We start from the raw sequence: 22788 nt of genomic DNA on the forward strand, positions 1-22788 counted from the left end.
ATATAAACAGGTTTTTCTAGATGGAGATACAGTTAGAATGGATTGGTACATCGGATTTCTAATTTTGTTATACGGAGAAATGATTGAGCATAGGCATTCAGAATACGCGTCTTTTTATAACAACTATTATTTACTTCAAATAAAAGAAGGAAATTTCACAAAAGACAAGAATTACAATTATCAAAAAAATTTAAAATAGAAATACATAAATAAAATCCCGCACCTTTTGGCAACCTGCATGCTAGTAGGCAGGCGACCAATTTCTTAACACAATCGAAACAACAAGACTACCTTGTAAATAGCATTTCGCGATACTTAGTTAGTGGCCAAATTTCATCATCGACCAACAATTCTAACTTGTCACAATGGTAACGTATATCGTCGAACAAAGGTTTTACTTTATGGCAATAAGCGTGTGCTTTCTTTTCAATATCTGTTAAACTATTGGCTGCTTTTCGGGCGTCAGTCATTTTAGTAACATTCACGTTAATGCCTTCTATATGGCTCGATATATCTTCTATCAGATTAATTTGCTCTTTGGATACGCTATTATATTTTTCTTCGAAAATCTCCTTTAATCCGCGTACGTTTTCAACCAAAATATTTTGATATTTCACAGCTGTTGGCACAATATGATTCCGTGCAATATCGCCCAATACACGACTTTCTATTTGTATGTGCATAATGTAAGCCTCCACCTCGATTTCATATCGGGCTTCGGTTTCTATTTTACTCATAACATTCATTTCTTCAAATAACGCAATAGACGCTTTGGACACCCTTGCTTTTAAGGCTTCGGGAGTATTTCTATTATTACTTAATCCGCGTTTTTTAGCTTCCTTTTCCCATTCGGCACCGTAACCGTTACCCTCAAATAATATAGGACGGCACGATTTAATATACTCACGTAAAACGTTAAATACAGCCTCGTCCTTTTTTAAATCTTTTTTATCGATAAGAGCATCTACTTCTATTTTAAAATCTTTAAGTTGCTTAGCTACTATGGTGTTTAAAACCGTCATAGGGTTTCCGCAATTAGCCAATGAACCTACAGCTCTAAATTCGAACTTATTTCCTGTAAATGCGAATGGCGAGGTACGGTTTCTATCGGTATTATCTAATAAAACATCGGGAATCTTACCTACTACATTTAGTTTTAATTCGGTTTTTTCTTTAGGAGATAGCTTGCCTTTTGTAACCCCTTCTAACTCCTCTAAAACTTTAGTTAACTGCTCGCCAATAAATACCGATATTATTGCTGGTGGCGCCTCGTTTGCACCAAGTCTATGATCGTTACTTGCCGATGCAATAGCTGCTCTTAACAAAGCTTCGTGCGTATGTACTGCTTTTATGGTATTTATAAAAAATGCTAAAAACTGAAGGTTGCTCATAGGCGTTTTCCCTGGTGCCAATAAATTAACGCCGGTATCGGTTGATAACGACCAATTATTGTGTTTTCCAGAACCGTTTACCCCTGCAAAAGGTTTTTCGTGTAGTAGTACTTTAAAATTATGGCGCGATGCTATCCGTCCCATAACATCCATTAACAGGGCATTATGATCGACCGCTAAATTAGCTTCCTCATAAATAGGTGCCAACTCAAATTGGTTTGGCGCTACTTCGTTATGTCTGGTCTTTACAGGTATACCTAAAAGCATACACTCGGTTTCTAGCTCGCGCATAAAATTTAACGCTCTTGTTGGGATAGAACCAAAATAATGGTCGTCTAACTGCTGCCCTTTTGCTGCAGAATGCCCCAACATAGTACGACCTGTTAAGGCAATATCTGGCCTACTTGCGGCCATTAATTTATCTACTAAAAAATACTCCTGTTCCCAACCTAAGGACGAGGTTACTTTTTTTACGTTTTTATCAAAATATTTACAAACAGCTGTTGCTGCATTATCAACGGCATTTAAGGCTCTTAAAAGTGGTGTTTTGTAATCTAAAGCTTCACCAGTATAAGCCACAAAAATAGTTGGAATACAAAGTGTTGTGCCATAAATAAATGCTGGCGAAGTGGGATCCCAAGCTGTATAACCTCTCGCCTCAAAGGTGTTTCTAATACCTCCATTAGGAAAACTAGAGGCATCGGGTTCTTGTTGCACCAATTGCGAACCTCCAAACTTCTCTACCGCCATGCCATCGCCAATAGTTTCAAAAAAGGCATCGTGTTTCTCTGCAGTTGTTCCCGTTAATGGCTGAAACCAGTGTGTATAGTGAGTTACTCCTTTTGTTAAGGCCCAATCTTTCATGGAAGAAGCTACCTGATCAGCAATATTTCTATCAATCTTTTTACCATAGCGAATCGCATTCATAACCCCCTTAAATGCATCCTTTGTTAAGTAATGACGCATAGCCTTTTCATTAAACACATTTTTTCCGAATAAATCTGAACGACGCTCCTTTTCTTCAACCAAAACAGGTTTAAATTTAAGTGATTCTTTAATGGCATGAAATCTTAATGTGGACATCGGCATGGTAATTTAATTTGTTTGATAATAATATGTTAGACAAAAATAAACAGCTTGCAGGTAAAAACCCTACTCCTTAAAATAACTTTTAAGCTTTTTTCAGTATTTTTATTAAAAAATCATCTTTTTTTAAAATAAAGCTCAATTTAATAGGGTATAAATAAAAATAAGTCATCAAATTACTAAAACACCCCCTATAAATATGAAGTAAAAATATAAAAATATATATTTGTGATATTATTATCAATATTTCAATTATAAAATATTCATTATGGCAAAAATTAAATTAGAATACCTTTGGTTAGATGGTTACTACCCTACTCAAAATTTGAGAAGTAAAACTAAGGTAGAAGAGCATGAAGACTTTAAAGGGACTTTAGAAGAAATAGGAAATTGGTCTTTTGATGGTTCATCAACTAGACAAGCTGAAGGTGGCTCATCTGACTGCTTATTAGTTCCTGTAGCTATTTACCCAGATCCAGATAGAATCAACGGTTACTTAGTTATGACTGAAGTTATGAATGCTGACGGTACGCCTCACGTTTCTAACGGAAGAGCTACTATTGATGATGATGATAATGATTTCTGGTTTGGTTTTGAGCAAGAGTATTTTATTATGGATACTAAAACTCAACTTCCTTTAGGATTCCCTGTAGGTGGATATCCTGCACCACAAGGAATGTACTATTGCTCTGTTGGAGGAAAAAACACACATGGTAGAGACTTAGTTGAAGAACATGCAGATTTATGTATCGATGCTGGTTTAAACTTTGAAGGTATTAACCAAGAGGTTGCTTCAGGACAATGGGAATTCCAATTGTTTGCCAAAGGAGCTAAAAAAGCCGGAGACGAAATTTGGATTGCTAGATATTTACTAGACCGTTTAACTGAAAAATATGGTTACTACATTGATTACCACCCAAAACCATTAGGAAAAGATATGGACTGGAATGGTTCTGGTATGCACGCTAACTTCTCTAACACAACATTAAGAACATGTGGTGACAAAGATACTTATGCTGCAATTTGCGAGGCTTTCCGCCCAGTAGTAAAAGAACACATTGCTGTTTATGGTGAGTTTAACGACCAACGTTTAACAGGTTTACACGAAACAGCTGCTATTACAGATTTCTCTTGGGGAATTTCAGATAGAGGCGCATCAATTCGTATTCCGATTATTGCCGTAGAAAAAGGCTGGAAAGGTTGGTTAGAAGACAGAAGACCAGCTTCAAACGGAGATCCATACAAAATTGCAGGACGTATTATTAAAACTGTTAAATCCGCTAAAATATAAGTATTTTAGATTCAGTTTTGTTCATAAAAAAACGCTAACATTAATTTGTTAGCGTTTTTTTGTCTCCATCAAATCTCATTTTTAGTAATTCTGTTAATTTTATCAGAATGGTATCCAAAAATAGGCTATTACCTATAATCTGAATTTAACTCAGGACCTAGGTTGTACTTTATTCGTTGATTTTAATTTTAAACAAAAGAACTCATGAATATAAATATTTCACTACTCCCTCCCTACTAAAAACTCGGAGAGTTCAAATATTTAGCCTGAGGTAAGCCTAGTTGAACCGCTAAATCCTAACTTGGGTTAGCAACCTAGATTCAAAATTTGAATTAAAATAAGTTTAAGAAAACAAACCTTAAAATGATTCTTTTATTTACTTAGTAGTAAACACCAAAAACATAAAAACACCATAACAAATTACTAAAAAGAAGCCCTTTAACCTACTAATTTCAAAACGTTTTGGTAAAAATACAAGAGGAATTAATACTGCCGAAAACCCAAGCATCCAAAAAATATCGCTCGATAATATTTGTGGTTCTGTAACCGGAATAGGTTTTACCATAGCCGTTAAACCTAATACGGATGCTATATTAAATATATTAGACCCAATTAAGTTTCCTAACGAAATAGCCTTCTCCTGCTTTGCCGCGGCAATAACCGATGCTGCCAATTCTGGCACACTAGTACCTATAGCGATTAATGAAACCCCTATTACAGCTTCGCTAACACCAACGGCTGTAGCAATATCTTTTGCTCCAAAAACAAGCCACTCACTTCCAAAATAAAGTGCTGCCGCTCCTATTAATAACCATAAACCTATTTTAAAATTAGATACTACAGATAAAGCATCATCAACATCTTCTACATCGGCATCCTTTTTTACACCTCTAATAAGATAGGCTAGAAATACAACAAGTCCTGCAAATAAAACACCTCCTTCAATAGCAGTTAATTTACCATCATTCTTTAAAAAGTAATACAACACTATCGAAAACACCATCATTACAGGCCAATTAAGCTTATAAAACGATTTATCTACTGCAATTGTACCAACCATAGCCGTTATACCCAACACCAAACCTATATTGGCTATATTAGACCCTACAACATTATTTATAGCAATAGCTGGCGATCCTGAAAGCGCCGCTTGTAAACTCACTAATAATTCGGGAGCAGAGGTCGCAAACGAAACCACTGTCATACCAATTACCATTTTAGAGATATTAAATTTAAATGACAAAGCTACAGAAGAGCGTACTAAAAATTCTCCTCCTACTACCAATAACACAAAACCAATAATAACTAAAAGAATACTCATAAATATTTATTTTTTGCGAAGATAATTGAAAGTAAAAATGAAATGTAACTTGTCATACATTTTTTTAAAAACTTAAATTATAGTTAAACAACTACTGTTTTAGTTGTATAACTATAAAAATAGTTATAGGTTTGTTTAGCACTGATAATTAACACATTACTTAAATGGAGAAATTAACAAATAAGGAAGAGGAAATCATGCATATTTTATGGCAGCTAGAAAAAGCTTTTGTAAAAGACGTACTGGCAGAAATAAAGGAAGACAAACCCCATTACAATACCCTATCAACAATAATTAGAAATTTAGAAGAAAAAGGCTATGTCTCCTATATCGCATATGGCAAAACACACCAATACTACCCTATTGTTTCTAAAGAAGATTATAGAAAAGGTTTTATGAATACAGCCATTAACAACTATTTTAATAATTCGTACAAAAACATGGTATCGTTTTTTGCTAAGGAAGAAAAAATAAGCGTTGAAGAGCTTAAGGAAATTATTGACCTCATAGAAAAAAATAACTAACCATGGAATATCTTCTAAAAGCAAGCACAGTTTCTGTTATATTTTATCTATCCTACAAACTGTTTTTACAACGCGACACCTTTTTTAATGCTAGTAGATACTTTTTACTGTTAGGTTTGTTATCATCCTTTATAATTCCATTTCTAGTTATTCCTATTGATATTGAATTTGGACAATTACTAATACCAAATTATATTCCAGAAGAAGCCATTAGCACTACTTTAACCTCTAACAAGTTTAATGTTTCTAAATACTTCCTATTAATTTATGCTTTAGGTGTCTTCTTTTTCATAATACGTTTTATAATACAGTTTGTATCATTATTTTCTATTATTAATAACAACACAAGTTATAAAAAAGGAAATTATACTTATGTGGAAACAACTAATAATATATCTCCCTTTTCATTTTTCAATTGGATTGTTTTAAATTATAATGCTTTTAACAACACAGAATTAAATCATATAATCACGCATGAACAAATGCATGCTAACCAAAAACATTCCATAGATATTTTAATTGGACAACTATCCTGTATAGCTCTTTGGTTTAATCCATTTATATGGTTTTATAACAAAGACCTAAAACAAAATTTAGAATTTATAGCCGACTTTAAAACCCAAAATAAATTTGATCACAAGAGCTATCAAACAACCTTATTAAAAACAACAGCAACATGTAATCAAATGGAGTTGAGCACTAATTTTTACAATTCATTAATTAAAAAACGAATCATTATGTTACACAAATCAAAATCAAAGAAAATCAATTTAGTAAAATATGCCTTAGTCCTGCCTTTAATAATCCTATTCTTAATAAGTTGTAACTCTGAAAAGACCAATATCAAAAAGGTTAATGACGAACAAACAAGTACCTGGAAAACAACCGTTGGAGTAAACGCCCTTGAAGGTAAAAGGGAAAAGCCTATAATTTTTTTAGATGGAAAAGAAATATCCAATGACGTATTAGAATCCTTAAATCCTGAAACAATTAAATCTATGAACATTTTTAAAAATGAAAAAGCGATTGAAAAACACGGAGATAAAGGCAAAAATGGAGTATTAGAAATAACAACCAAAGAATAAATATAAAAGTAATCAACCGCATTTTTAAGACACTCACAAATCAGTGTCTTTTTTATCTTTAAATATAATTCCACACCCCAAATCAAGCAACCTACTTACATATTAAAATCGAAACCATTATTTCAATTTCAAATCCACGTAAAAATTCATAAATTTCAAACAAATGCCTTGGCTTTTAAAACTCCAGACCTATATCTTCAAGAAACACTAAAATAATTAATCCTTTTTACTAATCTTTAAACCAAAACCTCTGATTACACTTGCCTTATTACTCAATGAGATAATTCTTTTAATTTTTCCAATTATCAAAACCAAAAATAAAGTTGAAGTTAGTCTAGAATAAGTTTTACTATTTTTGTATATTAATAGAAGGAAAAAGTGAAAAAGCAAGTATTTAAATTTTTAGCTAAGGTTAACAAAATGATTTTACCAAGCTATTCTAAAAATAAGTTAGACATCACCAAAGCGACAAAAATTCAGTTGGCCATTATAGCCTGGAGAGCTTATATAACCAAAAACGCATTAGATTAAAAGGTGAAAAATGCATTTTGGCTTAATTTTTGAATATTTTTATTTACATATCGTACTTTTACAAAGTTTAATTATTAGTCCCACAAATCTAAACACGCCCCCTATGATTAAGTATATTTACTTATCGCTCCTTATACTCCTAAGCTTCTCTATGAAACTTTCCGGCCAAGAAGAAGCTAGTATTTCAACAAAATTTTCTCAAGATGGCAAACTATACCAATCAGAAACTAATAATTCTGAAGTTATTGCTGAGTTTAATGAAAACCAAAAATGTATTGTCACTGCATTTCTAGGAAACTTTACTTATAAGGTTAAATATAAAGATTTAGTTGGTTTTGTAAAAGACCAATACTTATTTGTTAATGAACAAATGATGGATTTATATTTTGATCACGAAGAGGAACAACGAGAAAAAGCCATTCAGGAACGAAAGCAAAGACAAGAAAAAGCGCAATCCATTGCCAGAGAAGCCCAAGAAAAACTAGAACAAATCAAACAAAGGCGTTTAGATTCAATAGCAAAAATTGAAGAAATTAAACAAAGAAAAATTCTTGAAAAAAAACGAAACGACTCTATAATTCAGGCGGCTCAAGAAGCCAAAAGACAGCACGAAATTCTATTAGAGAAAGAAGCCAAAGCTAAAGCAGAAGAAGAAGCTAGAAGACAACTTATAGAGATACAAAAACAAAAAGAAGCGGCAATTAAAGCAGCTCTAGAAACTAAACGTCAACTAGAACTACAAAAGAAAAAAGAAGCGGAAGAACAAGCAGCTCTGGAAGCTAAACGTCAACTAGAATTACAAAAGAAAAAAGAGGCTGAAGAAAAAGCAGCGCTGGAAGTTAAACGTCAACTAGAATTACAAAAGAAAAAAGAGGCTGAAGAACAAGCAGCGCTGGAAGCTAAACGTCAACTAGAATTACAAAAGAAAAAAGAGGCTGAAGAACAAGCAGCGCTGGAAGCTAAACGTAAACTAGAACTACAAAAGCAAAAAGAGGCTAAAGAACAAGCAGCACTAGAAGCTAAACGTCAACTAGAATTACAAAAGAAAAAAGAAGCGGAAGAACAAGCAGCCTTGGAAGCTAAAAGACAACTAGAACTGCAAAAGAAAAAAGAAGCGGAAGAAAAAGCAGCGCTGGAAGCTAAAAGACAACTAGAATTACAAAAGAAAAAATCGGCCTCTGCTATTTCAGACCTTGAAACGAAAAAACAACTCGAGACTAAAAAACGTAGAGAATCTGCCATTAAAGCAGAACGGGATGCTATAAGAAAACAAGTTAGAGAAGCAAACAAATACGACTCGATATCTAAAGCAAGAGAAAAAGAAGTACAACAATTAATTGAATTAAGAAGACAAAACGATTCTATTGCTAAAATTATTGAAAAGGAAAGAAAGGAACTTGAAGCATTAAGAAAAAGCACAGCTATGGCTCAAAATGCCTTAAATGGCGAGCCTCAAAAAGAAGACGCAGAAGACCTTGCCTTAGCCGAAAGAATGGAATTCAAAAACACCTGTCATTATCAAATTAATGATTATGACAAATTCTATAATATCACAACTAAAAGAACAGAACCTTATAGTATAACAAATATATTAACGGCAGAATTATACAAACAAGGTATAAAAGCAAATGTGTTTTTTAATTTATCCGAAGATTTAGGATGCGCCTCTTACTTGCCTAATCAGCGCTCAAGTTTAAAAATCACCCTAGAAAATAACCGCACCATTACGTTTTATCATTCATGGGATATTGAATGTGGTGATATCTTTCATTTTAAAGCGATATTAACTAACGACCAAAAAAGCACTCTTAAAACTTCGCCAATAAAATCTATCGTTATAAAAGGCACTAAAGGCGTGAAAGAAATTAACTTTATAGACTATAAGGAATTTTTTATCGATAAATTAAAATGTATTGATTAGTTTTTTTTTATTTCTAGTCCGTTACTATAATAAAAGTACGCAAAACATAAAAAACTAAGCACCAAGCCGTTTAAATTAAATATTTTTTACGGCTATTTTTTTGCCTTTAAATCGGCCTAATTATATATATTTTCCAAAAAAAACATAGTCTAAAATAAAATTTTCACTTACTTGTAACATTATTAAATTAAAAGCTACTTATAGAGTAACTAAACCACACCATTGAATAAAGAGCTAGAACATAGTTTTGTTGAATTGTTAGAAAAGCATCAAAATATTGTACACAAAGTTTGCCATTTGTACACTAATAATTATGACGCTCATAACGATTTATTTCAAGAAATAACCATACAACTTTGGCGCGCATACCCTAAATTTCGTGGCGATGCTAAATTTAGTACTTGGATGTATCGTGTAGGGTTAAATACAGCAATTACACTATACCGAAAGTCTAAACGCACCATTAACACGCAAGATTACGCAGGCGTAGAATTTAAAATAAAGGCAGAAGATTATGACGACACCGAAGAACAACAATTAAAAACCCTATACAAGGCCGTACATCAACTAAACGATATTGAAAAGGCATTAGTCTTCCTATATTTAGAAGATAAAGACTACAAAGAAATTAGTGAAACACTTGGTATAAGTTCCGTTAATGCACGAGTAAAAATGAACAGAATTAAAACGAAACTTAAAGCCATACTAAATCCGTAAGATTATGGATGAATTAGATTTATTAAAAAAAGACTGGAACAAGGATAAAAACAATTACCCTAAGCTTTCCTACAACGATATTTATAAGATGATTTTAAAAAAATCGTCCTCCATCGTAAAATGGATATTTATTATCAGCCTTCTAGAATTTGGGTTTTGGTTAGCCTTCTCATTCGCATTAAAAGGCAGTGCGTATTCTAATAAGTTAGACGAATTAAACATCAATCATATATTAATCCCAATAACAGTAATAACTTATGCAGTATTAATCTATTTTTTCTTTTTGTTTTATAAAAACTACAAAAACATCTCAACTACAGATAGCTCCAAAACACTAATGGAGAACATCTTAAAAACTAGAAAAACCGTAAAACATTATGTTATTTTTAACCTAGCAACCCTTTTTATTGGAGCATTTATAGGTGTTTTTTATAATTTTAATCATAATCCTGAATTTGCTAGCAAGCTAGAAATAGCCTCTGCAAACGGCGAAGTATTTAAATTTTACGCTATTATTTTTATGGTTACCTTAGTGGTTATAGGCGTTGTAATTGGCATATTGCTATTGTTTTATTGGCTAATTTACGGCATATTATTAAAGCGCTTAAACAACAATTATAAAGAATTAAAAAAATTAGAATCTTAGAGTATTTAGGCGCCTGCCGCCAGGCAGGTTACCACACCCTTCAACTCTGCTAAGGACAAGCGGTCGGGCTTAAAGCTCGTCTTGAGCGAAGTCAAAAGGCTGCAAGTCCGCGCACCTCCTTCGTCGGGCTATGAACTTTCAACTGCAATCCCTAACGCGGGTATATCAACTAGCATCACAAATTAACCTTTAGCTTTAGATTTCCGTTTTAGTTCAAACTTTATAAGTCGAACTCAATCACCTCAATAACATCACCAGCATCCATATTATTTATATGAATACCTCCTACTCTAACCCTAACCAAACGTAACGTAGGGTAGCCAACCACAGAAGTCATTTTTCTAACCTGTCTAAATTTACCTTCGTTTAAAGTTATAGACACCCAGCTTGTTGGTCCATGTCTATCATCTCGAATCTTTTTAGCACGTTTAGGTAACTCAGGAGCAGATTCTAGTTTAAAAGCTTTACACGGCTTGGTTTTATACATCTCGCCTTCAACACGAATAGCCACACCTGTTTTTAATTGCGCAATAGCCGCTTCCGAAATATCGCCATCAACCTGTGCATAATATTCCTTATCCACTTTCTGGCTATTTATAAAGGCACTCGTTTTACCATTGGTAGTGAGCAATAACAAACCTTCCGAAGCTTCATCCAACCTACCAATAGCCATAATCCCTTCCGGAAAATCATGTAAACGTCCTAAAAATTTTTTCGATTGTTGTTTGGAGTCGTTACTTTCAAACTGACTTAAATACCCATAAGGCTTAAAGATTATAAAATGTCTATGCTCGATTTTAGATACTTCCATTTAAAATACTATACACAAGCGCCTTAGTTGGTGTTTGTCCGTTCATTTTCGCTCTAACCTCATCAAAGGTCACTTTAAAGTCGCATCCTGATTTATAGGCGCTACAACCATAGGCCATTTTTCCTTTAATAACCGAACCTTTTTTACATTTCGGACATAGTAAGTCATCTGGCTTAGCCTTAGCTTTTACCTTCTTAGGCTCTAATTTCAACTTAAAGTTTTCATCAAAACGCAATAACCCTTCAACAGTTCCTGCGTCAGTTTTAAAACCTTTTAAATTAACTGTTGACCCTTTAGTAAGCAACCTTAAAAACTGTTTTTCAGATACTTTTTTATCTAAAAAACTAAAAGGCATTACAAAATTACAGCCCGATTTATAAGCGCTACAGCCATAAGCCGATTTCCCTTTAATAATTTGCCCTTGTTTGCATTTCGGGCAACTTTCAGCAGTAATTCCTGCGTCTTTTTTAGCTTCAACTTTCTCGGCACGCTTTTTTATAGTTGTGGCATACGATATGTTAGCGCGTTTAGTTTCACTTCTCACTTCATAAACCAAGGCGTCAACCATGCGCTTCATGTTTTTTATAAAAGCACCAGCGCTATATTCACCTTTTTCAATATCCTTTAATTGTTTCTCCCAAGAGCCGGTTAATTCTGCAGATTTTAGCAAATCATTTTTAATGGTATCAATCAACTGAATGCCTGTTTCGGTAGGTAACACCTGCTTTTTATTACGCTTTATGTATTTCCGTCTAAAAAGTGTTTCAATAATATTAGCCCGTGTAGATGGTCTACCAATGCCATTTTCTTTCATTAAATCACGTAACTCTTCATCATCCACCTGTTTACCTGCGGTTTCCATGGCTCGTAATAAAGAAGCCTCTGTAAACTGATTGGGAGGCTTGGTTTCTTTTTCTAAAAACGAGGGCTCATGCGGGCCTTTTTCGCCTTTTTCAAACGATGGTAAAATACCTGATTCCTTTTGTTTTTTATCGGGATCTTCAAAAACAATACGCCAGCCTTTTTCTAAAATTTCCTTTCCCGTGGTTTTAAATACTACTTTTGCTGCATGTCCTAAAACCGTTGTGTTCGACACTATACAATCATCATAAAACACAGCAATAAATCGCTTTACAATAATATCGTAGACTTGCTGTTGATTGTATTGCAAATTCGTTTGCATACCTGTTGGAATAATAGCATGGTGATCAGTTACCTTTTTATCATTAAAAACACGAGACGATTTTTTTATTTTTTTGCCTAATAAAGGTTGGGTTAGCTTAGAATAATTGGTTAATTTTTGAAGAATTCCTGACACCTTTGGGTACACATCATTTGGTAAAAATGTGGTATCCACTCTAGGGTAAGTCACAACTTTACGCTCGTATAAAGCTTGTACTATTTTTAAAGTTTCATCGGCAGAAAATCCAAATTTGGTATTACAATACACCTGTAATCCTGTTAAATCGAACAGTTTTGGTGCATATTCTTTCCCTTTCTTTTTACTAATCGATTTAATTTCAAAGTCACTTTCCTTTACCTTGCTTGCTAAAGCTTCACCATCTTCTTTTTTAAGAAAACGTCCATCTTCATAGCTAAACAAAGTTTCACGGTATAAGGTTTGCAACTCCCAATAGGGTTGTGGTTTAAAATTTTCTATCTCCTTAAAACGATTAACAACCATGGCCAAAGTGGGTGTTTGCACTCGACCAACAGAAAGCACTTGCTTGTAACCACCGTGTTTTACCGTATATAACCTTGTGGCATTAATTCCTAATAACCAATCGCCAATAGATCTAGAAAAACCTGCATAGTATAAATTATCGTAATCCTCTGCTGGTTTTAAGTTTTGAAAACCTTCTTTTATAGCCTCGGTAGTTAAAGATGAAATCCAAAGGCGTTTAACTTCGCCTTTATACTTAGCCTCACTCATTACCCAACGTTGAATAAGTTCTCCTTCTTGCCCCGCATCCCCACAATTTATTACAAGTTCTGCCTTATCAAATAAACTTTTTACAATATTAAATTGTTTTTTAATTCCAGAGTTTGAGGATACTTTTACTTCAAATTTTTCAGGAAGCATGGGTAAATTATTTAAATCCCAACTTTTCCAGTATGGTTTATAATCAACCGGTTCTTTTAAGGTACATAAGTGCCCAAAGGTATAAGTAACCGCATAACCATTACCTTCAAAAAAGCCATCGCGCTTTGTATTTGCTCCTAAAACAGTAGCAATTTCGCGGGCAACACTTGGTTTTTCGGCTATACAGACTTTCATGTGTCGATATTATTTTTTTTAATTAGTCACATGTAGCTTCCATACAATCTATAACTTTAATGTTAAGTTCTCGTAATGAAAGTTTCACTTATTCTTTTTTTAAATGCAAGGTGCAAAATAGAAATTTTCTAGCGTATTTTAGAGCGGAGTTATTAGGAGTTATCAACGAGTTAAACCTTATATCTTTTTAGGGTAAAATTCAATTTAATTTTCCAAAACAAGGTTACATTTAAGAAAAGATATAGGTTTTTGGTATTTAATTTCTTTTTAAATTTAATTGATGATTTATTAAAATACTGAGAGATACTATATTTTTTATCTATACCACGTTCTTCCAACAGTCTATAAACTTTGTAACGTAAATAAGGAGCTAAATTTTTCCCTCTATAATTATGAAACGTCCACATGTTTAATAAATATGCTTCATTTGGTTTCAACTTAAAGGACCTTCCATTAAAATTATAATCATTTAATTCAACGAATGTATAGCAAGCAATTTCACCATTATTTTCTAACCCAACACAAAATTGACCATTTTCTAAGCCTCTAATAATTTCTTCATTAAATATGCCGTGATGATTAATTATTGATTTAACTTCATCAATACTTAAATGTTTTAAGGTGTATTTTGAAACATCATCTTTTACTATTGGAACATCACATCTTTTAAACTCTTCTTGAGCCCAATAATAAAGATTAATATCAAGGCCTATTAGAGCCAACCTATTTCTCAAACCATATAAAAACATACCGTTTTTAACTATTATCCAATACCTAGTTAAACTTGATGGCACTTTATCTTTGCTCATTTCCATAAACACGATTTACTTAATTGCCCTTCCGTACTTCCCATGTCCTTCTTGTAAATTTAATTTTAATCTAAAATCCTTAGAAGACATTACCGTACGTTCATTTGCGTTAGCTATTAAATGAATTCGTTTTAGCAAATCTGAATTTGTTGCCAATTTAGTTCTAGCTGTATCATACCAAATATTATCCTCAATTCCGATCCGTACACCACCTCCAATGGCAATTGCAAGTGAATTCATTCTTAACTGCTCCTTTCCTATGCCTGCTAGACTCCAATGAGAACCTTTTGGGAGATCATTAACCATAACCCCAGAGTGCAAAAGGTTTGCTTGAGAACAAGCTATATTTCCAAATAAAAGGTTAAAATAATATGGAGGTTGAATTAATTTTTTTCGCTCTAAATACTTAGCATAATTAATCATTCCTATATCAAAAGCTTCAAGTTCAGGAACAATTCCTTTTTCTTTCATCACTCTTGCCAAATCAATTACCATTTCTGGAGCATTAATGCTTGCCGTCTTGTTAAAATTTAAAGAGCTCAGGGTTAAACTCCCCATGTCAGGCTTCAAATTACCATCTAACAACAAAGGATCACTACGCTGTTCTAGCTCTGTAAAATCTCTACCACTTAATGATACACATATAACAAGTTCTTTAGCATACTTTCTAATGCCTCCAATAATTTCGGCAAACACCTCTTTTTTGTAGGTAGGAGCTCCTGTTATTGCATCTCTAGCATGTAAATGCACCATGGTAATACCAATTTCTAAAGCTTTATGGACATCATCAACTATTTCTGAAACACTAACAGGGACATAAGGTGTCATATTCTTAGTTGGAATCATACCCGTTGGGGTAAAATTTATAATTAAATTATTCTCCATAAATTATTTCATTAGGTATTTCAAAAAAGACGAAAAAACAGAAATAAATTACCGATTAAAGTTTACTTAAAAAAAATCTGAATAAAGGATATCGAAGTAACTCGCCATTTAAGAATTAAATCTCACACTTAACATCAAACCAACTAGAACTTTAGAATACCCCTCGAAGCTTGTCCATTAACTATGGAATCTCAATTGTTTTTATGTAAAAAAAAGTGGTAAATTAATTAAATTCAATATAATGTTTTTTTTCATAATTGCCATATGAGAAATAAGAATTTTGATTTGTTTTTTGTGAGTGATTTTTTATCTATTTTTACATGCAAACAAATCCTCAATTCGATATATTCTCTTTAAATGCACAAACTATCTTACGCTTTAATATTTTTATTTATTTGCAATAATTATAGTTTTTCTCAAGTTGGTATTGGAACCACTAATCCGGATCCTTCATCCATTCTAGATATTCAATCTGTTACTAAAGGATTTTTACCTCCTAGAATGACTACTAGCCAAATTCATGCCATTGAAAATCCTGCTGAAGGTTTATTTATTTATAATTTAGATGATAATTGTTTTAAATACTATAATGGATCAAAATGGTCTGGCTGTTTAACAGAAGCTGCAACAAATTCTTTAGATTGTAGTTCTCCTACTGCTACCGGAGCCTTTGTTAGTGGTGCTGCCTTAAAAAGCAATAATACTATTACCATAGATGTTCTTGTTAATGTTATAGAACCTTACACTATAAGCACAAACACGATAAACGGATATAGTTTTTCCGGGACTGGTGTATTTACCAATATAGGATTAAACAAAATTACATTAACAGGGTCTGGCACCCCCATTATTGAACAAACCGATACCTTTACTATTACTTTTGAAGGTAATGGAGATACGTGTAGCACCGATATTACCGTTACCTCCATTTTATCGAATTGTTTGGAATACTTAAACGCTGGTTTCACAACCGATGGCATCTATACCATTGACCCTGATGGAAATGGCCCTAAAACTGCTTATGACTGTTATTGTGATATGACTAATAATGGTGGAGGATGGACTCTAGTATTTAATCATAATACCGTTGGAGGTTATTGGACTGATGATGCTGAAGCTAACGAATTTAACGTCGAAACACCTAATATTACAACTAATAAATACTCTATTTTAAGTAAACTTGACGAGTTAAAAAGCAATACGCCCTATGAATTTAGGCTACACTATCCAGGGTTAGGAATCACCAATCACTGGAGTCAAACTTTTGACCCTAGAAGTGGGGCCTCTCCAACAAGGCCTGTAGCTGGTTATGTTGCCATATATATAGATACTACCGATAGCTTTTGGGGAGGGTTGGAATTATCTTTGGAAAACACTTATTTAGATGGCGCTGTAAATAGTGCGAATTGGTGGTACTCTTTAGGAAGTGTAAACGATTATAGCGGAGGTATTCCAGGGCCTAATACCGTAGTAAGTAAGGTTCAGCTTTTTGTAAGATAAAAGTTGAATACTAAAACTAAACCTTTTCAATAACGCTTAAAGCTAATCTAATTTTAAAATAATCTAAATCTTCATTAAAGTATTCAAAATAGGGTCTTAATGCTTTTGGACTATTTAATTTATCCTTAGCCTTTTTAACGGCTTCGACTTCACTTTTAGAAACAAAATCAAAAATATTTATAGCCTTACCAGAGCTATACAATTTAGCGATATGTGAATAAACGGTTGTAGCAGCAAGCTTCCGCTCGGTAGAGATTTCTTCAATAGAGCGTCCTAATTTATATAAATCGTAAGTTACCAATGTGGTATCTCTCTTTTTAGGTTTCTTAATTTTAGATCCTAAAAAACGGGTTATTTCTGCTATAAATTCATCGCCATAAACTTCCAATTTACGTTGCCCTACCCCACTAATATTTAAAAAATCTGCATCACTTAACGGACGTTCACGTTCTATTTCTTTCAAGGTTGCATCACTAAACACCAAATAGGCAGGTATATCTTCCTCTTTAGCAATTTTATAACGCAATAATCGTAAGCGTTCAAACAAACTATCGTCGTTTTTTTTCTGTCTTAACTTTGGTTTAGCCTTTTTTGTTCTTGTTATCTTGCCTTTTTTAGCCGTTGCTTTAAGCTCCGGGATCTCAACAGGTTTTGTTAAGGCTACCTTGGCTCCATCAAACAATACATTTTTTGAAAACTCGGTTAACTGTAATGCATTGTGTTTATGAAAGGCTATTTCACAAAACCCTTGATTTATAAGCTGAATGATAAGATGTTGCCAGTGTTTCCACGAAATTTCTTTCCCTATACCAAAGGTTCTTACATTATGATACCCTTTTTCTAAAACGGCTGCATTTTGCGAACCCCGAAGCACATCAATAATCATTCCCATAGCTTCTTTTTCCTTTAATCGATATATTGCAGAAAGAATTTTTTGGGCTATAATAGTTCCGTCAAAAAACTGTGGTGGATTATTGCAAACATCGCAATTCCCACAATTTTCGGCCAATAATTCACCAAAATAACTTAAAAGAATTTTACGTCTGCACGTTGTAGCTTCAGCAAACTGTTTCATGCGGTCTAACTTTGCTATTTGAACTTCTTCATTGGCAGCTCCGCTAGCAAAATTTCGCAATTGAATAACATCGGCATAACTATGGAACAATAAGGCATGAGCTTTTAATCCATCTCGACCTCCACGACCTATTTCCTGATAATAGCCTTCAATGTTTTTAGGCATATTATAATGCACCACCCAACGTACATTCGATTTATCTATCCCCATACCAAAAGCCACTGTTGCACAGACAATTTGGGTTTTATCGTAAACGAAAGATTCCTGGATTTTACTTCGCTTATCGAAATTTAAACCGGCATGGTAAGCTTCCGCAGGAATTTTATTGGTTTTTAATTTTTTGGCTAATTGCTCAGTCGTTTTACGACTTAAACAATATATAATCCCAGATTGATTGGGCCTACTTTTAATAAACTTGACTATTTGTGCAATCCTATCGTTCGCCACCCGGACTTCTAGAGCTATATTTTGCCTGTCGAAAGATGAAATGAATTGCTGGGCATGTTCAATACGAAGTTGCTTTTTAATATCATCGCGGGTTGCCTTATCGGCAGTAGCTGTTAAAGCTATAAAAGGTGTATTGGGAAGCGTAGATTTTAAAAATCCTAATTGCTGATATGATGGTCTAAAATCATGTCCCCATGATGATATACAATGCGCCTCATCAATAGCAACACAACTTACATAAGTTTCATTTAATATATTTTGAAGACCCGCAAGACTTTCTGGAGCTACATAAAGTAATTTTAAATCGGCATTAATAACCCGATCTATAATTTGTGCTTGCTCTTCCGGAGATTGACTACTATTAAAAAAAGATGCAGCAATACCATTGGCTAATAAACCATCTACTTGATCTTTCATTAAAGCTATTAAAGGAGAAATAACAATAGTTACCCCTTTAAACATGAGTGCCGGAAGCTGGAAACATATAGACTTACCACCTCCTGTTGGCATAATTACCAAACAGTCTTTTTTATTTAAAACAGACTCAACAATATGTTGCTGATTTAACCTAAAACTATCGTAACCAAAGTAAGTTTTGAGATTATCAAATAACTGATTATTAATAGTTGCTTTGGGCATGAAGGCGTCCTGAGGTGTAAACATTAAAAACTTAATGTTTTACCACTCTCTTTTTTTATTTAATTCCTCTAGTGCCTCCAATTCTTTCTTTGAAATTACCTTTAAAAATGAAGGATGTTGCTCTATAGCATATTCTATTTTTTTCACAATATCATCAAAAGATTCATTCTCATAGTCAATTTCTAAAGGCTTCTTTATTTCAAAAGATTGTAGGATATTTTTCTTTTTAATTCGTAACCCTTTTTTATCAAAAGACCTTCTAAAACCATCAATTACTATAGGAACTACAATAGGTTGGTATTTTTTAATAATATGAGCAGTACCTTTTCTTACTGGCTTAAACGGAGTGGTTGTACCTTGCGGAAAAGTAATTACCCAACCATCATCAAGAGCTTTACCAATACTAGAAATATCACTCATTTTAACCTGTCGCTTTACGTCCTTACCTTCAGATCGCCAAGTACGCTCAATACTTATCGACCCCATGTAAGCCAAAATTTTAGGTAACAATCCTGCTTTCATGGTTTCTTTAGCAGCAACGTAGTAAATATTTAATTTAGGATTCCAGATGTAACCCAAGTTTTTAATAGAATCTGTACGACCACTTAAACTCGCGTTAAACACATGGAACATAGATACCACATCGGCAAAATAAGTCTGGTGATTTGAAATAAACAAAACGTTAGTATCTGGTAAATCTTTAATGATTTCAGACCCTTCAATTTGTAACTCATTAAATCCTCTAAAACGTCTATGTGTTAAAGCGCCAAAGATTCTAATAAGCCATTTTTTTAAAAACAATATATGTCCGAATGGATTTTTTTTAAATAATCCCATAAATCGTGCTTCAGGTTTAGTTAGTAAGTTACTTAATTTAATTTATATTCAGAATGCAAATGTAATAAAACTAGGATACTACAAAAGTTGTTTTAGCAAGTCTTTAATTTCACTAAGCATCATTGCTGTTGCACCCCAAACGATATAATCATTTAATTTAAATGCAGGCACCTCAACTTCAACACTATAAGAGGTTTTCACTTTATTTAAAATGAGCGCACGGTCATCTAAAAAATGTTCTAAATCTACCTCTATTACAGCTTCAACTTCATCATCTTGCTTAATAAAGCGCGGTGTATGTTCAGTAACTCCTATAAAAGGATGCACATAAAAATTGCTTGGTGGAATATAAACTTGAGATATTTTTTTAACTATTTGAACAGTTTCCGTATGTACACCAACTTCCTCGTAAGCTTCTCTTAATGCAGTATCTTGCAATGAGGCATCTTGCTTTTCTAATTTACCACCAGGGAATGCTATTTGTGCCGAATGCACGCCTTTATAGGTGTTCCTTAATATTAAAACGAACTTAGTATCTTTAGAACTATCGGGATAAAACAGTGCCAAAACACCCGCTTGTTTGGCCTTTTTTATAGCTTTTTCTTGTTTTTTTAATAATTCTTGCCGAAACAGTGGCACCATTTTAAAGTGAGAAGCTTCGGCTGGTAGCGGTATATTTTTTATTTTTGAAACTGATTTTAAAAATTCTTCAAACTTCATAGTCTATGCGCGCCGTATTATTTTTCTGTTTTTTTGTTCTTTTTCTCAATTGTGAAGATAAACAAACTAAAAAGAAAAGTACACCTAAAACTGAGGTTGAAAAACCTATTGAAAAAAAAATTAAAAAGGATTCTGTTCTAAAACCGGAACGCGAATTCCCAAAGTTAAATTCTAAAAGCGCTATGGAATTCTTTTTGGAGTACGACAAACACCATAAGGAAAACAAAGTACGTATAACTACAGATTTTGGTGAAATTGATATTCTGTTGTATAACGAAACCAAATTTCATCGTTCTAACTTTATTTGGTTAACAAAACAAGGCTATTTTAATGACACCCAGTTTTATCGTGTTATAGATAATTTTATGATACAAGCCGGAAATAGCGATGATATAAAAACTGCTAGAAAGCGTTCGTATATTGGAAAATACTTGTTACCACCTGATACTAAACGCGGGTTTAAGCATGACCGAGGTGTTATTTCTATGCCAAGTAGTGAAATTAGAAATCCGCATAAATTAGCATCGCCTTATGAGTTTTTTATTGTCTGCCAAAAAGGTGGCGCCCACTATTTGGATGGTGATTATACTATTTTTGGGCACGTAATTCGCGGCATGAATGTGGTTGATAAAATTGCTGCTGTTGAGACCGATGATGGCGATTGGCCTGATAAAAATATTTTTATTAGAAATGTTGAAATTATTGATTGAGGGTAAAGCGGAAAGCTGAAGCCAGCAGGTGTAAGTTAAAAAAACTATTTGAGTACTTAATCTGCAACGAAATAATCACATTTTATCTGAATAAATTCTAGGCAATGCAATTTTAAATTTAACAGCTAATAACCTTGTTACTATAACCACAATTCCAGCTATTATAAAAACATAATTGTACTGTATTGGAAATTCTCGCAAAACAAAATAAGTAACCCCGCCTAAAATACAGGCGGTTGCATAAATTTCTTTTCTGAAAATTACTGGGATTTCATTACATAGAATATCTCGAATTACACCTCCAAAACTAGCTGTCATAGTACCTAATGCTATACATATTACAGGATGCAAGCCTGCGTTAAGTCCTTTTTCTATACCTACTAACGTATATAAACCAATACCTATAGTATCGAATAAAAACAGTGAGGTCCTTAAATAATTAATTTTACTTCTTAATAGAATTGCAAAAACGGAGGCCCCTAAAATAACATACGTATATGTGATGTCTTTCATCCACCCCACTGGTGTATTTCCTATTAACAAATCGCGCAGGGTCCCACCTCCAACGGCCGTAACAAATGCGATAATAAGAATACCAAATAAATCCATGCGCTTATTTATAGCTATTAATACGCCCGAAATAGCAAAAGCTATGGTTCCTAAAATATCTATGGTATAAAACATTCCTTTTTATTGGGTATTAAAATTTTGATTCTACTTAAATTAATTATGATTATTGTTTGCGTTAGGAATTAATCTTTGATTAATATTTTATAAAATTAACCGATAAATAAAACCCGTCCTTTGTCGTTACTCCCTAAAAATAAAAAGGCGCTCACTAATTACATGTTTTGGGTATAAAAATTATAATCTTTTAAAATAACATCAATAAACTCCATATCGTTGTTCTGAATAACATTTTTTATTCCTACTACTTCTATAATTTTTTGACGCAGCTTAATTAACGTTGGATAATCTCTAGCTTTTCGTGCCACTTGAAAGGTTTCTTTTATAATTCGAGCATCGTTATCGGACAATTTAATGACGTTTGGATATGTTGGTTTGTAATTGTCTTTTAAATTTTCCAGAATGGTATGGCTTATATTTACATTGTTCTTTAGTGCTATAACCGCTGTTCCGGCAGCCATATCACCAAGACGTTGGGCTTTTTTATTGAACAACATAACAAAAAAACCGAGTCCGAAAATATAGACATCAACAATTCTGAAAAACCAACGCACCACGTAATCTGAAAATGAAGCTTGATACCCATCAATTTTCACCACTCTTATTTTTAGAAGGCGCTTACCAATGGTTTGCCCTTGTAAAACGGATTCTAAAACCAAGGTATAAAACATAACAGGAAAACTAAGCACCGTATTTATAGCTATTTTCGACCATTGATCCATACTGTCGAAGGCACCAAATGTCCTATTTAAAATCAACATATAGCCAATTTTAATAGACATGTCAATTATAAAAGCTAATAAGCGTTCGCCGGCTCCTGCTGCATTGAACCTTATTTTTACATTTTGAGTCGTGTTAATTTGTAACTCTGACATTT

At 33.4% G+C, this 22788-nt stretch carries 20 protein-coding genes; 9 read left to right on the forward strand and 11 right to left on the reverse strand.

The window, feature by feature from the left end; all coding sequences use genetic code 11:
- Positions 1 to 287: 287 nt before the first annotated feature.
- Positions 288 to 2474, reverse strand: a complete 2187-nt coding sequence (locus tag ABJM36_RS05540; protein ID WP_348450021.1) for a glutamine synthetase III — start codon at positions 2472 to 2474, stop codon at positions 288 to 290.
- A 271-nt stretch (positions 2475 to 2745) separates the two neighbouring features.
- On the opposite strand from ABJM36_RS05540, the gene ABJM36_RS05545 reads away from it, so the two are divergent.
- Positions 2746 to 3768, forward strand: coding sequence for a glutamine synthetase beta-grasp domain-containing protein (locus tag ABJM36_RS05545; RefSeq protein ID WP_348450023.1), 1023 nt, complete (start codon positions 2746 to 2748; stop codon positions 3766 to 3768).
- Between the two features lie 376 nt (positions 3769 to 4144).
- On the opposite strand, the gene ABJM36_RS05550 is transcribed toward ABJM36_RS05545, so the two are convergent.
- The gene (locus tag ABJM36_RS05550) at positions 4145 to 5089 is read right to left on the reverse strand and encodes a calcium/sodium antiporter (protein WP_348450025.1); all 945 of its coding nucleotides are present in this window, start codon (positions 5087 to 5089) and stop codon (positions 4145 to 4147) included.
- A 164-nt stretch (positions 5090 to 5253) separates the two neighbouring features.
- Here ABJM36_RS05550 and ABJM36_RS05555 point away from each other — a divergent pair, with 164 nt between their 5' ends.
- From ABJM36_RS05555 to ABJM36_RS05580, 6 genes are all read left to right on the forward strand, one after another.
- Positions 5254 to 5613 carry a BlaI/MecI/CopY family transcriptional regulator gene (locus ABJM36_RS05555; protein ID WP_348450027.1) on the forward strand — a complete coding sequence of 120 codons (360 nt, stop codon included), beginning with the start codon at positions 5254 to 5256 and terminating at the stop codon, positions 5611 to 5613.
- Positions 5614 to 5615: 2 nt separating this feature from the next.
- A complete protein-coding gene (locus ABJM36_RS05560; protein ID WP_348450029.1) occupies positions 5616 to 6698 on the forward strand; it encodes a M56 family metallopeptidase in 1083 nt (360 codons plus the stop codon).
- A gap of 378 nt (positions 6699 to 7076) precedes the next feature.
- Entirely contained in the window at positions 7077 to 7229 is a 153-nt protein-coding gene (locus ABJM36_RS05565) for an SsrA-binding protein (protein WP_348450031.1), read from the forward strand.
- 103 nt (positions 7230 to 7332) lie between these two features.
- Complete coding sequence (locus ABJM36_RS05570) at positions 7333 to 9150, forward strand: hypothetical protein (RefSeq protein ID WP_348450033.1); 1818 nt, start codon at positions 7333 to 7335, stop codon at positions 9148 to 9150.
- Between the two features lie 222 nt (positions 9151 to 9372).
- Positions 9373 to 9867, forward strand: coding sequence for an RNA polymerase sigma factor (locus ABJM36_RS05575; RefSeq protein WP_348450035.1), 495 nt, complete (start codon positions 9373 to 9375; stop codon positions 9865 to 9867).
- A 4-nt stretch (positions 9868 to 9871) separates the two neighbouring features.
- Positions 9872 to 10513, forward strand: a complete 642-nt coding sequence (locus ABJM36_RS05580) for a hypothetical protein (protein WP_348450037.1) — start codon at positions 9872 to 9874, stop codon at positions 10511 to 10513.
- Positions 10514 to 10733: 220 nt separating this feature from the next.
- Here the strand turns inward: ABJM36_RS05580 and ABJM36_RS05585 are convergent, their stop codons facing one another.
- The 4 genes from ABJM36_RS05585 to ABJM36_RS05600 all read right to left on the reverse strand — a co-directional run bounded on the left by ABJM36_RS05585 (position 10734) and on the right by ABJM36_RS05600 (position 15296).
- Complete coding sequence (locus tag ABJM36_RS05585) at positions 10734 to 11324, reverse strand: pseudouridine synthase (protein ID WP_348450039.1); 591 nt, start codon at positions 11322 to 11324, stop codon at positions 10734 to 10736.
- Entirely contained in the window at positions 11311 to 13602 is a 2292-nt protein-coding gene (locus tag ABJM36_RS05590; protein WP_348450041.1) for a DNA topoisomerase 3, read from the reverse strand. Before ABJM36_RS05590 ends, ABJM36_RS05585 begins: the two co-directional genes overlap by 14 nt.
- Positions 13603 to 13772: 170 nt before the next feature.
- On the reverse strand, positions 13773 to 14411 hold the full coding sequence (locus ABJM36_RS05595) for a GNAT family N-acetyltransferase (protein ID WP_348450043.1): 639 nt from the start codon (positions 14409 to 14411) through the stop codon (positions 13773 to 13775).
- Positions 14412 to 14426: 15 nt separating this feature from the next.
- Positions 14427 to 15296: a 3-keto-5-aminohexanoate cleavage protein gene (locus tag ABJM36_RS05600; protein ID WP_348450045.1), complete on the reverse strand. Its 870-nt coding sequence runs from the start codon at positions 15294 to 15296 to the stop codon at positions 14427 to 14429.
- Between the two features lie 357 nt (positions 15297 to 15653).
- Here ABJM36_RS05600 and ABJM36_RS05605 point away from each other — a divergent pair, with 357 nt between their 5' ends.
- Complete coding sequence (locus tag ABJM36_RS05605) at positions 15654 to 16796, forward strand: fibrinogen-like YCDxxxxGGGW domain-containing protein (RefSeq protein WP_348450047.1); 1143 nt, start codon at positions 15654 to 15656, stop codon at positions 16794 to 16796.
- Positions 16797 to 16812: 16 nt separating this feature from the next.
- Here ABJM36_RS05605 and recQ read toward each other — a convergent pair whose 3' ends face one another.
- The 3 genes from recQ to ABJM36_RS05620 all read right to left on the reverse strand — a co-directional run bounded on the left by recQ (position 16813) and on the right by ABJM36_RS05620 (position 20514).
- Positions 16813 to 18957: a DNA helicase RecQ gene (gene recQ, locus ABJM36_RS05610; protein ID WP_348450173.1), complete on the reverse strand. Its 2145-nt coding sequence runs from the start codon at positions 18955 to 18957 to the stop codon at positions 16813 to 16815.
- A gap of 39 nt (positions 18958 to 18996) precedes the next feature.
- Positions 18997 to 19794: a lysophospholipid acyltransferase family protein gene (locus ABJM36_RS05615; protein WP_348450049.1), complete on the reverse strand. Its 798-nt coding sequence runs from the start codon at positions 19792 to 19794 to the stop codon at positions 18997 to 18999.
- Between the two features lie 78 nt (positions 19795 to 19872).
- On the reverse strand, positions 19873 to 20514 hold the full coding sequence (locus tag ABJM36_RS05620) for a CoA pyrophosphatase (protein ID WP_348450051.1): 642 nt from the start codon (positions 20512 to 20514) through the stop codon (positions 19873 to 19875).
- Between the two features lie 5 nt (positions 20515 to 20519).
- On the opposite strand from ABJM36_RS05620, the gene ABJM36_RS05625 reads away from it, so the two are divergent.
- Positions 20520 to 21224 (forward strand): peptidylprolyl isomerase, encoded by a 705-nt coding sequence (locus ABJM36_RS05625; RefSeq protein ID WP_348450053.1) that lies wholly within the window; start codon positions 20520 to 20522, stop codon positions 21222 to 21224.
- 75 nt (positions 21225 to 21299) lie between these two features.
- Here the strand turns inward: ABJM36_RS05625 and ABJM36_RS05630 are convergent, their stop codons facing one another.
- Positions 21300 to 21908, reverse strand: a complete 609-nt coding sequence (locus ABJM36_RS05630) for a trimeric intracellular cation channel family protein (protein ID WP_348450055.1) — start codon at positions 21906 to 21908, stop codon at positions 21300 to 21302.
- 158 nt (positions 21909 to 22066) lie between these two features.
- Entirely contained in the window at positions 22067 to 22786 is a 720-nt protein-coding gene (locus ABJM36_RS05635) for an RDD family protein (protein WP_348450057.1), read from the reverse strand.
- Between the last annotated feature and the right edge of the window lie 2 nt (positions 22787 to 22788).

This window comes from Algibacter sp. (assembly GCF_039977455.1).
In the GTDB taxonomy this organism is placed as follows: Bacteria; Bacteroidota; Bacteroidia; order Flavobacteriales; family Flavobacteriaceae; genus Algibacter_B.

Coding starts and splice junctions, on each gene's coding strand:
- ABJM36_RS05635 (WP_348450057.1), bottom strand. CDS start 22,786: ATGTCAGAGTTACAAATTAACACGACTCAAAATGTAAAAATAAGGTTC.
- ABJM36_RS05605 (WP_348450047.1), top strand. CDS start 15,654: ATGCACAAACTATCTTACGCTTTAATATTTTTATTTATTTGCAATAAT.
- ABJM36_RS05630 (WP_348450055.1), bottom strand. CDS start 21,908: ATGTTTTATACCATAGATATTTTAGGAACCATAGCTTTTGCTATTTCG.
- ABJM36_RS05620 (WP_348450051.1), bottom strand. CDS start 20,514: ATGAAGTTTGAAGAATTTTTAAAATCAGTTTCAAAAATAAAAAATATA.
- ABJM36_RS05615 (WP_348450049.1), bottom strand. CDS start 19,794: ATGGGATTATTTAAAAAAAATCCATTCGGACATATATTGTTTTTAAAA.
- ABJM36_RS05600 (WP_348450045.1), bottom strand. CDS start 15,296: ATGGAGAATAATTTAATTATAAATTTTACCCCAACGGGTATGATTCCA.
- ABJM36_RS05625 (WP_348450053.1), top strand. CDS start 20,520: ATGCGCGCCGTATTATTTTTCTGTTTTTTTGTTCTTTTTCTCAATTGT.
- ABJM36_RS05585 (WP_348450039.1), bottom strand. CDS start 11,324: ATGGAAGTATCTAAAATCGAGCATAGACATTTTATAATCTTTAAGCCT.
- ABJM36_RS05545 (WP_348450023.1), top strand. CDS start 2,746: ATGGCAAAAATTAAATTAGAATACCTTTGGTTAGATGGTTACTACCCT.
- ABJM36_RS05590 (WP_348450041.1), bottom strand. CDS start 13,602: ATGAAAGTCTGTATAGCCGAAAAACCAAGTGTTGCCCGCGAAATTGCT.
- ABJM36_RS05540 (WP_348450021.1), bottom strand. CDS start 2,474: ATGTCCACATTAAGATTTCATGCCATTAAAGAATCACTTAAATTTAAA.
- ABJM36_RS05550 (WP_348450025.1), bottom strand. CDS start 5,089: ATGAGTATTCTTTTAGTTATTATTGGTTTTGTGTTATTGGTAGTAGGA.
- ABJM36_RS05570 (WP_348450033.1), top strand. CDS start 7,333: ATGATTAAGTATATTTACTTATCGCTCCTTATACTCCTAAGCTTCTCT.
- ABJM36_RS05560 (WP_348450029.1), top strand. CDS start 5,616: ATGGAATATCTTCTAAAAGCAAGCACAGTTTCTGTTATATTTTATCTA.
- ABJM36_RS05595 (WP_348450043.1), bottom strand. CDS start 14,411: ATGAGCAAAGATAAAGTGCCATCAAGTTTAACTAGGTATTGGATAATA.
- recQ (WP_348450173.1), bottom strand. CDS start 18,957: ATGCCCAAAGCAACTATTAATAATCAGTTATTTGATAATCTCAAAACT.
- ABJM36_RS05555 (WP_348450027.1), top strand. CDS start 5,254: ATGGAGAAATTAACAAATAAGGAAGAGGAAATCATGCATATTTTATGG.
- ABJM36_RS05580 (WP_348450037.1), top strand. CDS start 9,872: ATGGATGAATTAGATTTATTAAAAAAAGACTGGAACAAGGATAAAAAC.